Source organism: Acidovorax sp. LjRoot204 (genome assembly GCF_056175785.1).
This window is the reverse complement of record NZ_JBGFFF010000112.1, coordinates 1-15,645: the sequence shown is the minus strand read 5'-3', so window position 1 is coordinate 15,645 and position 15,645 is coordinate 1. Positions and strand designations below refer to the sequence as shown.

Here is a 15,645-nt window from a genome sequence, read left to right as displayed (position 1 = left end):
GGGTACAGAAAGCGCCCCCTTCAGGTCCGTAAGTGCGGCCGCCACGGCAGCGTTCTGGGGGCTTACCTGGGTGAGTGCTTTGTGAGCGGAATGGCTCGCCGCTTGTGATGCGCCCAACGAGAGATAAACAGTTGCTGCTGTAGTGAGTAGAAATTTGTTCACTTGATGTTCTCCAGAAGCGCTGCTTCCTTCTTTCTGCGGGTTGGGAAAACATCGCCGAAGTTCCTCAAGATTTTTGCTGCTTCCGTCCAATCCTGTTTTGTGACGGCTGCCCAGAACTTCGGTGTCGCTGCATCCAGATTTTTCCCGTATTGGAAGGATACCGACGCGATCACGGTTTGAGCCTCTGCTGGCAAATCTATAAAGCTTTTTTCGCTAGAGGCTGCGTCGTATTTAATTTTTACCGTGGCCAAGTGAGCAGATTTAACAGCCTTGTCGATAGATTCTGCTTCGGAGGATGTGATTGTGAGCGGCGTTGTATCCAGCAGTTTCTTGGTGTCCTCCTTCTCGGCGCCGAGGTACGGTTTTAATTTTTCGATCAGGTTGGCAGGCAAGCCCAGTCGCTTCAAGTCTGCTTCTGACCGTTGGCCCAAGTCAAAACCGGTCGCAATCGTTACACCGCTTTTGCTCACCGCAGTTGCCGGAACGTAGCCACTAGTGGTGCGACCGCCCTCTAGGTCGCTCAGAAATGAATAGTCAATTAAGTCAGGCATTCTTGATTCTTGTTTTCGTATCTGTTTTTAAAGTGTGCGAGCAGATTTACTGATGTAGAGCCTCAAGTTGAGCCGTTACTGCGGACTCATCTGCACTATTCCTTGGCTCGCCCATCTGCTCAAATGGGCGTTGTGACGGAAGTACCCTCCCGCGCGGCGCATTGTTCTCTGTATTGATTCGATAACGCATCTCACGCAGCTTTATTTCGTCTCCAGTTGCAACGGCTACTGAGTGGTGGGCCGGGTGCAAAAAACGCATCGACGCCATTGCAATAGAGGCTAGGCGGCGACCGCTTCATTTGAAGCTGTACGGTGCGGTAGAACATCTGGTCACCTTGTCCCGCATTCAAAGGCAACGAGCGTTACATACGCTTCAGTTGATCAGCCTAAAAAGGCAACGTGTCTTGACATAGACGTTGGCGCTGTGAGTTCGATTGGAGAACCGACTGATGCCTTCGTATTTCAACGATATGGGAATGTTGGATCGCAGCTGCGAACTGCATCTGAGGCGGGTGCTGTACGGAGCACTGGACACAAAACGTTCAACGTATCGCACCAGCACAGATCTGGTTACTTAGACTCCATGCCCGGCTCGCGGGGCAAAGTCAGCGTGAAGCGCGACCCCTGGCCCTCCGCAGAGGATAGTGTGAGCGTGCCCCCCATCAGCACCGCCAACGCCCGCGACAACGCCAGCCCGAGGCCCGTGCCACCGTGCTGGTAGCTCACCTGGTCGTCGCCCTGGCGGAATTTTTCGAAGATCGTTTCGTGCAGGTGCGCCGGGATGCCCGGGCCGGTGTCCACCACATGAAAGCGGACGGCGTCGTTGCTGGCGTCCACTTCGATGGTGACCGAGCCTGCGGTCGTGAATTTCATGGCGTTGGACAGCAGGTTGTTGAGCACCTGCTTGAGCCGCAGTCCGTCACACATCAAAGTGTGGGGGGCGTCAGGGGCAATGCGCACATGGAGCGCCAGGTTCTTGTTGGCGGCCGTGACGGCAAAGAAGTCGGCGGTGGACTGAACAATCTCGGTCACGTTCTGTTCGGTGGGCATGTGGGGCATGGCACCTGCTTCCACCTTGGCCAGGTCCAGGATCTCGGTGAGCAGGGCGTTCAAGTGGTCTGCCGCCTTGCGGATCAGGCTGGCCTGTTCCTTGAAGCGGGGCTGCTCCAGCCGTAGCTCCATCAGTTCTGCGAAGCCGCGGATGCTGGTGAGGGGCGTGCGCAACTCGTGCGAGACGGCGGCCAGGAACTCGCTCTTGGCCTGGCTGGCCGAGCGGGCCTCGGCCTCGCTGATGCGCAGTGCGGCGTTGGTGCTCTCCAACTGGCGCACGCTGCGCACAAAGATCAGCGCTGCACCCACCAGCGCCACACTGAACAGCGCCATGGTGAACAGGGCCACATTGCGGCTAGCGCGCCATTCCTGCAAGGCCTCGTCGGTGCTGGTGGCCACCACCACCATCAGAGGGTAGGTGCCAACACGGCTGTAGGCATAAATGCGTTCGATACCGTCGATGCCGCTGGAGCGCACGTAGTGGCCGCTGGGGCCGCGTTCTTCTGCGTTGTTGTCCGGACTGCGCGGCACTACGCTTCCCATTCCGACGCTCTGTCCTCCCATCACTCTTGCTCGAATGGTGCGGTCGTTTCCGATAAGTGTCACGACGCCAGTTCGCCCCAATTGAACTCCGCGATAGACGTCCTCAAAGTAACCGGGGTTCACGGAGGCAACAATCACGCTGGCTACGCCACCGCCAGCGTCCTGAATCTTGCGCGACAACTGGATGGTGGCCTTGCCGGACACCTTCCCAATCACGGGCTTGCCCACAAACAGTCCGCTAGGCGTCTGCTGCAGACGTACCGTCTCCGACGCGGAGGGATGGAGGTGCACTTGCACATGCTCACGCTCGGACAGGTCAACGTGACCCGTTTTCTCGCCGGTGGGGTCGATGTTGCTTCCAACGAACCGGCCGTCGGAGCCGACCAGTGAGAGCTGAGTCAGGATCAAGGGGGCAAGCCCGGTCTCGTTGGCGAACCGCGTGAAGTCTGCCTTTTCAAAGTCGTTGGCCAGCACAGTGTCACGCATGCGAAGGGTCGCCTGGTCTACGGCCGCCATCACCCGTACGGTCTGTTCGCCCAGGCTCAGCGCGAGATTGCTGTTCTGGCGAACCTGCGCGTTCATGGCATCGCGCCGTGACACATCCATAAGCAGAGCCACCGTACCCCAGGCCATGGTCAAGACCAAGGCCGTACCCCATGTCACCATGGCACGCAAAGGCAGGCTGGATGGCCGCTTGAGGTGCGGTGCCGCACTGCTGGTGGCAGAACGCTCGGGGGCGGTGGCGGAGGGCGGTTTAGGGGCCGTCATGGGCAAAATGTTTCCAAGCGCAACGATAGCCATCATAGGCGCGCACTGCGCCCTGGTCACTAGCGGCTGYTGCGCCACTGCGGTCCTTGCAGTTTCGTACCCAGCCTGCGCCACCCCAGTATGACGCCTGTCACGCTCATCACCGCCCCACCCAGGCTCAGCGCGATGAGCATCACATCCCAGAGCGGTCTGCGCTCCAGCAGCGGCAGCCAGTCCCAGCTGTGCAGCATGGCAAACAGCCAGCGGCTCGTGCGGCGGTGGCTGTCGGTGCGGCCCAGTACGGCGCCTGTGTGCGGGTCGATGTGCACCCAGGTGGCGTGCGGGTCGTCGAACACCACGCGAAGCGCGGGCAAAGGCTTCTCGGCGCCGCCAGTCATGGTGTGGGCAGCGCGGTCGTAGTAGTGCAGATCGTAGGCGGTCAGGGTGTCGGTGCGCACCACCGCGTGGGGCAACAGGCGCGCGGCGGCTTCGGCCACAGCACCTGGGGCCCACACGTGCGCGGCGGCGGAGATGGCGTCCAGCACCGTCGGGGCGCCTGTGGGGCTGTGGGCCAGCACCAGCGTGTGGCCGGCATGGCGCACCCACCGCAGTTCACGGGTGTAGGGCGACGCCGCAGAGAGCAAGGCTTGCACCGCTGCTGCCTGCGCGGGCACTTGCAGGGGCCCGCCATTCATGGCCTGCTGGCGCAGTGGCATTGCGCCGCTGTCGAAAATTTTCCACGGGTTCATGGACATGAGGCCGCTGAAGATCCAGGTGAACGTGATGACCGCAAATACCAGCCCAAACACATGGTGCCAGCGCATCATGTAACCCCTGTACGGCGTGCGCGCGCCCGTCTTGTACCGGCCCCGGAAGCGCCAGCGCAGCACGCCCACCACCGTGCCCGTCACCGCGAGCACGATGCCTGCGATGGACAGCCAGTTCACGATGTCCGTCCAGTAGTCATTGAAGACATTGCCCCGGAAGGGGTAGAGCCAGTGGATCCAGGCGCCTGCGTAGTTCCAGGCGCGTTCCTGCCGCGGTGCATCGCGCACCACCTCGCCGGTGGTGCCCGACACATAGACCACGGTGCCCGCGCTGTCGCCCAGGTGCAGGCGGTGCAGGGGGCGGTGCACATCGAGTGCGCGCGAGTGGGTGAAGGCGTCCTCGTCGATCATGCCCTGGTAGTCGATGGACGGGTTGGCTTGCTGCGCAAAGGCGCGGGCCGAGGCGATGGCGTGCGTGGCGTCCACACGCTGCAATCGCTCGCCGGTGATGGCGTCGATGACCGCAGGCGCCGGTGCCCTGCGCGGGCTTGGTGCGGTGTCGCCGGTGGGTGCTGCGGGCACCATCACGTACACGGCACGCCCGCCGGTGGCCACCGCCAGCCGCAGGTCCTGCAGCGGGCCTACCAGGCCCGCGCGCTGCAGGGCATCGGCGGGTTCCAGCAGGCGCTCGGGGCCTAGCATGGTGCTGCGCAGGGGCGGCAGATGGGCAAGGCGCTCGGCCTGGGTGAGCTTTGGGTAGCCCACGTACATCATCACCACGCCCGAGACGAACCACATGGCGAAGAAGGCGCATAGCAACACGCCCAGCCAGCGGTGGACGAGGTACAGCCAGCGTTTGGCGTGTGGMATGTCCGGTGCTCCGCCTGCGTCAGAACGCGGTGTGCAGCGTCACGTCCAGCGTGCGCGGTGCGCCCAGGTAGACCTGGTCGCGCGTCTCGGCCGCGTAGATGCGGTCGGTGGCGTTGCGCACGCGGGTGGTGAGCGTGGTGGTCTTGTTGATCTTCCAGGCCAGGCCCAGGTCCAGCAGCGTGTACGACGGCCAGAACTTGGTGTTGGCTGCGTTGCCGTACACCTTGCCCACATGGCGCACGCCCACGCTGGCCGTGACGGTGGGCGTGATCGCGTACGAGGCCCACAGATTGGCCACTTGCTGCGGCACCAGTTGCGGCACGTTGCCCGCGCGCGAGACGCCGCCCTGCACAAAATTCTCATATCGCGCGCGGATCAGCGACAGGTTGCCCTGCAACTGCCATTGCGGCGTGGGGCGGATGCCGGCCGATAGCTCGATGCCCTTGGACGACTGCTCGCCCACCAGCACCGTGACGTTGGGGTTGGACGGATCTTGCGAGGCGATGTTCTTGCGGCGGATGTCAAACACCGCCACCGTGGCGCTGCCTTTTCCGTCCCAGAAGTCAAACTTGCTGCCCACCTCGACCTGGCGGCCGGTGGTCAGCTCGCTGTTGTTGCGCACATCGGCAAACGAGGCCGAAGCCAGCGAGCCCGAGGGTGGGTCTGCCGCGTTGGAGGCCTGCGCATACAGGTTGGCGCCGGGCGCAATCTCCCACACCACGCCCAGACGGCTCGTGGTGGGGTGGTAGCTGCGGCTGAAGGTGGCCGGTGCTGCGGCCGTCACGGCACGGCGGTTCACCAGGTCGAGGTCGATGCTCTCGTGCCGCAGCGCGGTGACGAGGTTCACGCCGGAGGCCACCAGGGTGCGGTTTTCCAGGTACAGCGCGGTGTTGGTGATTTTGTTGTCCTTGTCCGGGTTCAGGACGGGCGACATGCCGGGGATGTCGAAGAAGTTCTCGGTGGAAAAGTGGTAGGGATTGACCGTGCTCACCGTGACCGAGGGGCCGAAGGGGAAGCGCGTCTGCTTGTTCACGCTCACATCGAGGCCAAAGGCCCAGTCGCTCTTTCGGCCTGCGAGCTGGCCCTGGTAGGTGCCCTCCAGCCGGTCGCCCACCAGCGTCTGGTCGTGGCGCTGCAGGTAGGGCGAGGCGCGGGTGACGGCTGTGTTGCTTGCGTTGAAGGTGTAGGTCTCCACGTTGCGATAGTCGCGCAGGGCGTCGTACACGTAGAACGTGTTCTTGAGCTGCAGCGCATCCGACGCGCGCCACTGTGCCACCGAGCGCAGCCACTGCACGCGGTGCTCGTACATGCCGTCGGCGCTGTTGTAGTTCTTGAAGCGCGTGGCCGGGTCGATATGCAGCGCGCCCACGGCGGGGTTCAGCACCGGCGTGCCCCAGTAGGGGCGGTCCACATGGTCCTTCTGGTATTCGTAGGCCAGCGTGTGGCTGAAGCCGCCGCCCAGGTCCGACAGCAGCGAGGTGGCGAGCTGGGTGGACTGGGTTTTTGTGCCCTCGGTCCAACTGCCCGCGTTGCGGTGGTTGAGGTCGATGCGAGCGTAGTGCGCTGGGGCGGCAGTGCTTTCGCCGCCCGCGACGAGGCGGTTCAGGCCCACCGACACTTCCTTCAGGTCGTAGGAGCCCAGGCGCAGTTGGCCCTCGGCAAAGTCGCTGCGCTCGGCCGTCTTGGTGATGTAGTTGATGGAGCCACCCACGCCGCCCGAGCCGTACAGAAAACTCGACGCGCCGCCGATGGCCTCGACGCGGTCGTAGATCCAGCTATCGACCGCGCGCGTGGCGCTGCCATATTGCGGATTGATGCCGTTGTAGAGCTGTGCCACGGAGTTGCTGGTGAAGCCCCGGTAGTGCGCAGACATCGAACCAGGTGCGTTGTGTGCCACCACGCCCGGCACGGCGCGCAGGATTTCCTGCGTGTCCTGCGCGCCGCGTGCGTCGATGGTGGCGCGGTCCACCACGGTGACGGCGGCGGGGTTCTCGCGCGCTGTCAGGCCCAGGCGGCTGCYGGTGTCCACGGGCGTGTCCAGGTTGAGCTTGCCGTTGGGAGATGCGGCGGCATCGACCACATCCACGGCCTGCATTGTGGGTGTAGTGGGCTGCTGTGCATGGGTGGCGACCGAGGCCAGCGCGCAGGTGGCGAGCACGCCCAGGCACAAAGGGGAAAGGGGCAGGCGCGGCAAGGCTGCAGCGCTGCGCGAAGCAAAGGAAATACGGGACATGAAAACGCTCTTGTCTTGAGGCGACAGCGCAACCGGGCCCGCGTGGGGTGCACGCAAGGCTGCGCCATCTGGAAACCAGCGGGAACAAGGCAGCATCCGACCACCAGGTACCGGGCACTGCCAACAAGCTTCAGATCAAGAGCGCGACGGGGGCCCGCGTGCGGGCAGGGGGGCTGCAGTGGCGGCCGCAATGCGGGCGGCCTCGACGGGCTGCAGCGCATGGGCCAAGGGATGGGGTGGCAGCACGGCGGCGACCGGGGTGGGGGGCGGCGCGCTGGGAGTGGCGCACAAGGGGCAGTCCATGCCCATCGCGCCCATTTCGACGGTGCCGTCGTCGGTCTGCACCAGCAGCTTGATGGCGCCGGTGCCCGAGCAGATCACCTCAAAGGCCTGGGGGTGCACCAGTGGCGATGCAATGGCCACCCCCATCGACGCCACGAACCATGCGAGCACCCACAGGCGCAGCGCAGAGAAGGTTCGGAGGGCGGTCATGGGGCGCGATGATAGCGGCTGCCATCGTGGCCGGAATCAAGCGGCGCAGAGCCGATAGATTGTTTTGCTATACAAATAATAGCTATTGGCGCATGATTCACTAGCGCTTGCGGCCGCTGTGGCTGAAAAACCGTTGGTGAATGACCTGTGCGGGCCGGCGCGGTGCAGGCGCCTGGCCCCGCCACTCCGGGGCTGGAGTGGCGTAGCGGGCGCAGGCTTGTGTCGCGTCCGCCTCAGGCCTGCGTGTACGCGGTCTTCACCGTGGTGTAGAACTCTGCCGCGTAACGCCCTTGCTCACGCGGGCCGTAGCTGCTGCTCTTGCGGCCGCCGAACGGCACGTGGTAGTCCACGCCCGCTGTGGGCAGGTTCACCATCACCATGCCGGCCTGGGCGTGGCGCTTGAAGTGCGTGGCGTGCTTCAGGCTGGTGGTGGCGATGCCGCTGGCCAGGCCAAACGGCGTGTCGTTGGCCAGGGTCAGCGCCTCTTCGTAGTTCTTGGCGCGCAACACGCTCACCACGGGGCCGAAGATTTCTTCGCGGTTGATGCGCATGCCGGGCGTGGTCTCGGTGAACAGGGCGGGGCGCAGGTAGTAGCCGGGCGCGCCGTCGGCGTTCTTCTCCAGGGCTTCGCCGCCGTAGGCGAGCTTGGCGCCCTCCTGCTGGCCGATGCCGATGTATTCCAGGTCCTGTGCGAGCTGGCGGTCGTCCACCACGGGGCCGATGTCGGTGCCGGCCTTGCGGGCGTCGTCCACCTTCAGGGTCTTCATTTTCTCGACCATGGCGGCCACGAAGCGGTCGTGGATGCCTTCGGTCACGATCACGCGGCTGCTGGCGGTGCAGCGCTGGCCGGTCGAGAAGAACCCGCTGTTGATGGCGGCGCCCACAGCAACGTTCAGGTCCGCGTCGTCCAGCACCACAAACGGGTTCTTGCCGCCCATCTCCAGCTGCACCTTGGCGCCACGTGGCACGCAGGCCGCTGCCACGCGCTGACCGGTGCCGACCGAGCCGGTAAAGCTCACGCCCGCAATGCGCTCGTCTTCCAGCAGCACGGCGCCCACGTCCGAACCCCGGCCCATCACCAGGTTGAACACACCAGCGGGCAGGCCCGCTCGGTGCAGGATGTCGGCCAGCGCCCAGGCAGAGCCCGGCACCACCTCGGCGGGCTTGAAGACCACCGTGTTGCCGTAGGCCAGGGCCGGGGCGATCTTCCAGGCCGGGATGGCGATGGGGAAGTTCCACGGCGTGATGATGCCGATGGTGCCCAGCGGCTCGCGGGTGATCTCGATGCCCACGCCGGGGCGCACGGACGGGATCATCTCGCCACCGGGGCGCAGCGCCTCGCCCGCAAAGAACTTGAAGATGGCGGCCGCGCGGCCCACTTCGCCAATGGCTTCGGGCAGGGTCTTGCCTTCCTCGCGGGCCAGCAGGTCGCCCAGCTCGGCCTTGCGGGCAATGATCTCGTTGCCCACCGCGTCCAGGATGTCAAAGCGCTGCTGGGGCGTGGACAGGCTCCAGGCCGGGAAGGCCGCGTGCGCTGCAGCGACGGCGTCGAGTGCCTGCTCGCGGCTGGCCACGGCGTAGTCGCCGATCACGTCGCGCGTGTCGGAGGGGTTGGTGTTCTGGTACGTGCGGACGCCTTCGGTCCAGTTGCCGGCGATCAGGTTTGCGTGCATGGCGGTGGTGGTGTGAAAGGGTGGGTGGTTGAAGAAATTCGAATCACAGCCCCGGTGGCGGGGCTGCGTGGCCAGGAGCGCTGGCCGCTACAGGGGCTGCCCATTCAGGCAAGGCCGCACGCCATGGCATGGCCGCTGCGGATTTGTTGTTGTATGTCATCGTACAACATCAGTGCATTTTTGGGCACCCCGGGTAACTACTCATGGGATCACTTCCTGCCGGCTGAGCCCGCAGGGTGCCTCGGACCCGCAGGGCGACAGGTCGGCGCATGGGGTGGGGCGCATCGACACGACCCCTGGCCTTCAGCCAGCCTCGGCCTGTGCACGCCGGCGGCGTTCACGGCTGTTGGCCAGGTGGGTGCGCATGGCTGCACGGGCTGCGTCGGGGTCCTGGCCCACGATGGCGTCGTAGATGCTCTCGTGCTCGCCATTGACCCGGCGCAGGTACTGTCTGCGTTCGTCGTTGGGGGCTTCGACCGAATCCAGCCGCGCGCGCGGAATGATCATGCTGCCCAGTGTGCCCATCAGCTCGGCGAAGTGGCTGTTCTGCGTGGCGCGGGCGATCTCCAGATGGAACTGGAAGTCCGCCGCCACCGCGTCGCGCCCGGCGTCCACGGCCGCCGCCACGGTGTCCAGCGCCTCGCGCATGGTCTTGAGGTTGGCGGGCGTGCGGCGCTGCGCGGCCAGTGCGGCGGCCTCGGTTTCTACGCCGATGCGCAGTTCCAGCACCGCAATCACGTCACGCAGGGTGCTGAACTGGTCGGGCGTGATCTTGAAGCCCGGGGCCTGCCCAAGGCCCAGCACAAACGTGCCGATGCCATGCCGTGTCTCCACCAGGCCCGACGCCTGCAGCTTGGAAATGGCCTCGCGCACCACCGTGCGGCTGACGTTGAACTCGGCCATGATCGCGGCCTCTGTGGGCAGCTTGTCGCCCAGTGCCAAGCGCCCGTCGCGGATGCGGTCACCCAGGGAGTCCACCAGCTCCAGGGCCAGGGTGCGGGGCTTGCGGCGTGGGGCGATGTCGATGCTCATGTCTCGGTGTTATCCCTATGTGTTGGACGGGTTGAAAGGAGTACATTGCCTCCTCGTTGTATGACAACTGATGACGTTCAACTGCGTGTAACGCCACTGTACCAAGAACCTCCGCAAAAGCCATGCCCTGTCACCCGACACCGATCCGTTTTCAACGCTTGTTATTGACCGGGGCCGCTGGCGGACTGGGGCGTGAATTGCGCACGCGCCTGAAGGCGTACTGCACCACCTTGCGCCTGTCCGACATCGCCGACCTGGGCAGCGAGGCGCCGGGCGAAGAACTGCGCCCCGCGCGGCTTGAAGACGCCAGTGCCATGTTGCCGCTGCTCGAAGGGGTGGACGCCGTGGTGCACCTGGGGGGCGTGTCCACCGAGCAGCCCTGGGACCCCATCTTGCAGGCCAACATCGTGGGGGCATACAACCTCTATGAGGCCGTTCGCAAGCAAGGCGTCAAGCGCGTGGTGTTTGCCAGCTCCAACCATGTGACCGGCTTTTACCGCCAGGACGAAGTGGTGGGGCTGCGCGACCCAGCGCGGCCCGATGGCCTGTATGGCCTGTCCAAGGCGTTTGGCGAGGACCTTTCGCGCTTCTACTTTGACCGCTACGGCATCGAAACCGTGTGCCTGCGCATCGGCTCCTCCTTCCCCGAGCCGCGCAACCGCCGCATGCTGGCCACCTGGATGGGCTACGACGACCTGGAGCGCCTGGTCATGGCCAGCCTCACAGCGCCGGTGGTGGGCCACAGCATCATCTATGGCATGGGCGACAACACCACCATCTGGTGGGACAACACACTCGCCCGCCACATCGGCTACCGCCCGCAGGACAGCTCCGAGCCCTTCCGCGCCAAGGTGGAGGCTGCAGACCCGCAGCCCGATCTGACGGACCCGGCCGTGATCTACCAGGGCGGGCCGTTTGTGCGCACCGGTCCGTTCGAGTGAGTGGGGCCATGGAACTCCTGTTGCCTCACCACCAGGACCAGGTGGGCGAAAGCCCCCTGTGGAGCACTGCCGAGCAGGCGCTGTACTGGGTGGACATCGAAGGCCGCGCGCTGCGCCGCCTGCGCTGGGCCGACCGGCAACTGATGAGCTGGGCGACGCCGGAGCGGCTGGCCTGCATTGCGCTGCATGCCAGCGGCGGGCTCATCGCAGGCATGGACACGGGCATCTTCCACCTGCAGCCTGCCGATGACGGCACTTTGGTCTGCACCCTCATCTCTGCCGTGCAGCACCCGCAAGCTGGCATGCGCTTCAACGACGGGCGCTGTGACCGCCAGGGTCGCTTCTGGGCCGGCACCATGGTGCGCGACATGTCGCAGGCGCAACCCGCTGGCGGCCTGTACCGGCAGGACGCGCGCTGCCTCTCGGCGCCGCTGATCGAAGGCCTGGTCACCCAGAACGGCCTGGCGTTCAGCCCCGATGGCGCCACCATGTACCTCAGCGACAGCCACCCCAGCGTGCAAAAGATCTGGTCGCTGGACTTGCACGAAGACGGCAGCCTGGGGCCGCGCCGTCTGTTGGTGGATATGCGCGAGCTGCCCGGCCGGCCGGACGGTGCGGCCATCGACACCGATGGCTGCTACTGGATCTGCGCCAACGACGCTGGCATGGTGCATCGCTTCACCCCATCGGGCGTGCTGGACCGCTCGCTGGCCCTGCCGGTCAGCAAGCCCTCGATGTGCAGTTTTGGCGGGCCCGACATGGACCTGCTTTTCATCACCTCCATCCGCCCCGGCCAGCCGCAGGGCAACGATGTGGCCCATGGCGGCGCGGTCTTCGTGACCCGCCCGGGCGCCCAAGGGCTCGCAGAGGCCTCGTACCCGCCCGCCTGAGCGCGGCACCCCAACCGATTCAACCCCGGAGACAAAGCACCATGAACGTTCCACACCTCTTTGGCCGCGTGGCCATCGCCGCTGGCATCTTGCTCGGCAGCCTGGCCGCGCAGGCCACCGAGTTCCGCTCGTCGGACATCCACCCCGAGGACTATCCCACCGTGCTGGCCGTGCGCCACATGGGCGAGACGCTGTCCAAGGCCACCGGTGGCAAGCACAGCATCAAGGTCTACGCCAAGGGGTCGCTTGGCATCGAGAAGGACACCATCGAGCAGACCAAGCTGGGGGCGATTGCCATGACGCGCGTGAACGTCGCGCCCATGAACAACATCTGCCCCGCCACCATGGTGCCCACCATGCCCTTCCTGTTCCGCGACAAGGAGCACATGCGCAAGGTGCTGGATGGCGCCATTGGCGACGAGATCCTGAAGGACTGCGAATCGCAGGGCTTCGTGGGCCTGGCGTTCTATGACAGCGGCGCACGCTCGATCTACACCGTCAAGAAACCCATCAAGACCCTGGCCGACGTCAAGGGCCTGAAGGTGCGCGTGCAGCAGAGCGACCTGTGGGTGTCCCTGCTCGAAGCCATGGGCGCCAACGCCACCCCCATGCCGTTCGGCGAGGTCTACACCGCGCTCAAGACCGGCCTGGTGGACGCTGCCGAAAACAACTACCCCAGCTACGAAAGCTCGCGCCACTTCGAAGTCGCCAAATACTTCAACAAGACCGAGCATTCCATGGCGCCCGAGATCCTCTTGTTCAGCAAGCGGGTGTGGGACACCTTGAGCGCTGACGACCAGAAGGCCATCCGCGCCGCCGCCAAGGAGTCGGTGGGCTACATGCGCAAGATCTGGGACGAGCGCGAAGAGAAATCCCTGGCCACGGTGAAGGCTGGCGGCGCGCAGGTGGTGGATATCGACAAGGTGGCCTTCAAGGCTGCCATGAAGCCGGTGTACGACAAGTTCCTCAAGGACCCCAAGCTGCAGGACATGGTCAAGCGCATCGACGCGGTGCAATAAGCCATAAGCCAGAGCCTCCAGGGCAGGCGGGACCGGGAACAGCTCGCCGCCTGCCCGTTTCCAGTTGTTGTTGTTTTTGAATGTCCACTATGTACACGCGACTCTGCGCTTTCATTGCGCGCGCCTGCCTGAAGCTCGGGGTAGGAGGGCTCGTCCTGCTGGTTTGCGCCGTGCTCTACCAGGTCATAGGCCGCTATATCTTCAATGACACTCCCACCTGGGCCGAGAGCGGCGCGGTGCTGCTGGTGCTTTACGTGACCATGCTGGGCATGGCTGTGGGCGTGCGTGATGCGGGCCACATCGGTCTCGAATCGTTCCTGGTGCTGGCGCCCGATTGGCTGCGCACCAAGCTCGAGCTGCTGATCCACGCGCTGGTGCTGCTGTTCGGCATCGTCATGGCCTGGAACTGCGGCGTGCTGGCCGAATCGGTGGCACCGTACAAGATCCCCACGCTGGGCATCTCCGAAGCCTTCAAGTACGTGCCGCCCGCTATGGCTGGCGTGCTGGTGGCCATGTTCTCGCTGGAACACATCATCGCCATCTTGCGTGGCACGGAAGTAGAGCCCGCCTGGCATTGAGCGGCCTCACTGTCCCTCCGCCCCCTAACGTCCCTACAAAGATTCCACCATCATGGCGTTGACCATCCTGTGCGTGAGCTTCACGCTGCTGCTGCTGCTGGGCGTGCCCGTGGCCTTCTCGATCGGCCTGTCCTCGCTGGCCACCATCCTGTACGAAGGCCTGCCCCTGGCCGTGGGTTTCCAGCAAATGATTTCGGGCATGAACCCGTTCTCGTTCCTGGCCATCCCGTTCTTCATCTTTGCCGGCGAGATCATGATGTACGGCGGCATCGCCGACCGCATCGTCAACTTTGCCAAGAGCGTGGCGGGCCATGTGCGTGGCGGCCTGGGCATGAGCAATGTGCTGGCCTGCACGCTGTTTGGCGGYGTCTCGGGCTCGCCSGTGGCSGACGTSTCGGCCATGGGCGCCGTGCTCATCCCGCAGATGAAGAAGGAGGGCTACCACGCYGACTACGCGGTSAACGTGACSACCCACGCCTCGCTCGTGGGCGCGCTCATGCCCACCTCGCACAACCTCATCATCTTCACGCTGGCGGCTGGGGGCAAGGTAAGCATTGCGGCGCTGATCCTTGCAGGCATCGTGCCGGCCCTGTTGCTGACCATTTGCAACCTGGCTGCCGCCTATTTCGTGGCTGTCAAGCGCGGCTACCCCGCAGGCACTTTCCCGGGCTGGGAGATTGTTTGGATCTCGTTCCGCGCCTCCGTCCCGGGCCTGGCCGTGGTGGTCATCATTATTGCAGGCATTTTGTCGGGGGCGTTTACGGCGACGGAGTCGGCGTCGGTCGCAGTGCTGTGGGCGCTGATTCTGTCGGTCTTCGTCTACAAGAAGCTCACGCGCGAGCAGTTCCTCAAGGCCGCGTCCAAGGCCGTCAAGACCACGGGCACAGTGCTGCTGCTCATCGGCATCTCGTCCATGTTCGGCTACCTCATCGGCCTCTACGGTGTGGCCGAGCTCACGGGTGATGCGCTCAAGTCCATGAGCACCTCGCCCTGGGTGATCTTCCTGTCGGTGAACATCATCCTGTTCGTGCTGGGCACCTTTCTCGACATGGCGGCCACCATCCTTATCTGCACGCCCATCTTTTTGYCGATCTGCCAGCAGTTCGGCATGAGCACGGAGCAGTTCGGTATCGTCATGCTGATCAACTGCGCGCTGGGCCTGAACACCCCTCCCGTGGRCACCACGCAGTTCATCGGCTGCACCATCGGGGGCGTGTCGGTGGGCGAGGTGATGAAGACCATCTGGYCGTTCTACAGTGCGCTCATCGTGGCGCTGATGCTGGTGACCTATGTGCCCCAGTTCTCGATGTGGCTGCCAGACCTGGTGCTCAAGGGCGGCGGCTGACCCGGCAGGAGTGATGGCTCGGCCACCGGGCGGATTGAAACCCGCGTACCTTGTGAATTGAACGGACCTATGCGACAAGCTCTCACCATCCGCATGCATGCCCAGGACAATGTCGCCATCGTCGCCAACGACGGTGGTCTGCCTGCGGGCACCCTGTTGCCGGACGGTGTGCCGGGCGCTGGCATCACGCTGCGCGACAAGGTGCCGCAGGGCCACAAGGTGGCGCTGGCGGACATCTCTGAAGGCGGCGTGGTGCGCCGCTACAACGTGCCCATCGGCTATGCGCTGAAAGACATCCCCGCAGGCAGCTGGGTGCATGAGCGCCTGCTGCAGATGCCCTCGGCCCGTGCGCTGGAGGGGCTGCCCATGGCCACGGTGCAACCGCCGGTGCTTGAACCCCTGACGGGCTACACCTTCGAGGGCTATCGCAACGCCGATGGCTCGGTGGGCACGCGCAACATCCTGGCCATCACCACCACCGTGCAGTGTGTGGCCGGTGTGGTGGCGCAGGCCGTGCGCCGCATTAAGGCCGAGCTGCTGCCTTTGTTTCCCCATGTGGACGATGTGATCGGCCTGGAGCACACCTACGGCTGCGGCGTGGCCATYGATGCGCCCGACGCCRTCATCCCSATCCGCACGCTGCGCAACATCAGCCTCAACCCSAACTTYGGSGGCGAGGTSATGGTSRTCAGCCTGGGCTGCGAAAAGCTGCAGCCCGACCGCCTGCTGCCCCCGGGCAGCTTCCCCATCAC

13 protein-coding genes are annotated in these 15,645 nt (G+C 64.7%); 6 read left to right on the top strand and 7 right to left on the bottom strand.

All coding sequences use genetic code 11. The annotated features are described in order from the left end of the window. Positions 1–158 precede the first annotated feature (158 nt). The 7 genes from AC04MI_RS17805 to AC04MI_RS17775 all read right to left on the bottom strand — a co-directional run bounded on the left by AC04MI_RS17805 (position 159) and on the right by AC04MI_RS17775 (position 10,120). The gene (locus tag AC04MI_RS17805; RefSeq protein WP_436077630.1) at positions 159–713 is read right to left on the bottom strand and encodes a pesticin C-terminus-like muramidase; all 555 of its coding nucleotides are present in this window, start codon (positions 711–713) and stop codon (positions 159–161) included. 570 nt (positions 714–1,283) lie between these two features. Then, the gene (locus AC04MI_RS17800) at positions 1,284–3,074 is read right to left on the bottom strand and encodes a sensor histidine kinase (protein ID WP_436077631.1); all 1,791 of its coding nucleotides are present in this window, start codon (positions 3,072–3,074) and stop codon (positions 1,284–1,286) included. Positions 3,075–3,133: 59 nt separating this feature from the next. Next, complete coding sequence (locus AC04MI_RS17795; RefSeq protein ID WP_476498289.1) at positions 3,134–4,690, bottom strand: PepSY domain-containing protein; 1,557 nt, start codon at positions 4,688–4,690, stop codon at positions 3,134–3,136. Positions 4,691–4,709: 19 nt separating this feature from the next. Then, entirely contained in the window at positions 4,710–6,923 is a 2,214-nt protein-coding gene (locus tag AC04MI_RS17790) for a TonB-dependent receptor (RefSeq protein ID WP_476498288.1), read from the bottom strand. Positions 6,924–7,058: 135 nt separating this feature from the next. Then, a complete protein-coding gene (locus AC04MI_RS17785) occupies positions 7,059–7,415 on the bottom strand; it encodes a DUF2946 family protein (protein WP_260668415.1) in 357 nt (118 codons plus the stop codon). Between the two features lie 233 nt (positions 7,416–7,648). Further along, the gene (locus AC04MI_RS17780; RefSeq protein WP_436077634.1) at positions 7,649–9,088 is read right to left on the bottom strand and encodes an aldehyde dehydrogenase family protein; all 1,440 of its coding nucleotides are present in this window, start codon (positions 9,086–9,088) and stop codon (positions 7,649–7,651) included. Positions 9,089–9,391: 303 nt separating this feature from the next. Then, the gene (locus AC04MI_RS17775) at positions 9,392–10,120 is read right to left on the bottom strand and encodes a FadR/GntR family transcriptional regulator (protein WP_056066183.1); all 729 of its coding nucleotides are present in this window, start codon (positions 10,118–10,120) and stop codon (positions 9,392–9,394) included. A 122-nt stretch (positions 10,121–10,242) separates the two neighbouring features. Here AC04MI_RS17775 and AC04MI_RS17770 point away from each other — a divergent pair, with 122 nt between their 5' ends. The 6 genes from AC04MI_RS17770 to AC04MI_RS17745 form a co-directional block, all read left to right on the top strand. After that, positions 10,243–11,061, top strand: coding sequence for an NAD-dependent epimerase/dehydratase family protein (locus AC04MI_RS17770; protein WP_436077635.1), 819 nt, complete (start codon positions 10,243–10,245; stop codon positions 11,059–11,061). Between the two features lie 8 nt (positions 11,062–11,069). Beyond that, the gene (locus AC04MI_RS17765; protein ID WP_436077636.1) at positions 11,070–11,951 is read left to right on the top strand and encodes an SMP-30/gluconolactonase/LRE family protein; all 882 of its coding nucleotides are present in this window, start codon (positions 11,070–11,072) and stop codon (positions 11,949–11,951) included. 41 nt (positions 11,952–11,992) lie between these two features. Then, positions 11,993–12,970 (top strand): TRAP transporter substrate-binding protein, encoded by a 978-nt coding sequence (locus AC04MI_RS17760; protein WP_056066174.1) that lies wholly within the window; start codon positions 11,993–11,995, stop codon positions 12,968–12,970. Positions 12,971–13,059: 89 nt separating this feature from the next. After that, on the top strand, positions 13,060–13,548 hold the full coding sequence (locus tag AC04MI_RS17755; protein ID WP_099729349.1) for a TRAP transporter small permease: 489 nt from the start codon (positions 13,060–13,062) through the stop codon (positions 13,546–13,548). A 52-nt stretch (positions 13,549–13,600) separates the two neighbouring features. Beyond that, entirely contained in the window at positions 13,601–14,893 is a 1,293-nt protein-coding gene (locus AC04MI_RS17750) for a TRAP transporter large permease (protein ID WP_476498287.1), read from the top strand. A gap of 69 nt (positions 14,894–14,962) precedes the next feature. Further along, the coding region (locus AC04MI_RS17745; RefSeq protein ID WP_476498286.1) for a UxaA family hydrolase at positions 14,963–15,645 on the top strand (683 nt) is incomplete at its 3' end.

What these genes read in the sequence shown, in the direction of transcription:
- AC04MI_RS17755 (WP_099729349.1), top strand. Translation starts at nt 13,060, where the DNA reads ATGTACACGCGACTCTGCGCTTTCATTGCGCGCGCCTGCCTGAAGCTC.
- AC04MI_RS17760 (WP_056066174.1), top strand. Translation starts at nt 11,993, where the DNA reads ATGAACGTTCCACACCTCTTTGGCCGCGTGGCCATCGCCGCTGGCATC.
- AC04MI_RS17785 (WP_260668415.1), bottom strand. Translation starts at nt 7,415, where the DNA reads ATGACCGCCCTCCGAACCTTCTCTGCGCTGCGCCTGTGGGTGCTCGCA.
- AC04MI_RS17800 (WP_436077631.1), bottom strand. Translation starts at nt 3,074, where the DNA reads ATGACGGCCCCTAAACCGCCCTCCGCCACCGCCCCCGAGCGTTCTGCC.
- AC04MI_RS17805 (WP_436077630.1), bottom strand. Translation starts at nt 713, where the DNA reads ATGCCTGACTTAATTGACTATTCATTTCTGAGCGACCTAGAGGGCGGT.
- AC04MI_RS17775 (WP_056066183.1), bottom strand. Translation starts at nt 10,120, where the DNA reads ATGAGCATCGACATCGCCCCACGCCGCAAGCCCCGCACCCTGGCCCTG.
- AC04MI_RS17780 (WP_436077634.1), bottom strand. Translation starts at nt 9,088, where the DNA reads ATGCACGCAAACCTGATCGCCGGCAACTGGACCGAAGGCGTCCGCACG.
- AC04MI_RS17770 (WP_436077635.1), top strand. Translation starts at nt 10,243, where the DNA reads ATGCCCTGTCACCCGACACCGATCCGTTTTCAACGCTTGTTATTGACC.
- AC04MI_RS17765 (WP_436077636.1), top strand. Translation starts at nt 11,070, where the DNA reads ATGGAACTCCTGTTGCCTCACCACCAGGACCAGGTGGGCGAAAGCCCC.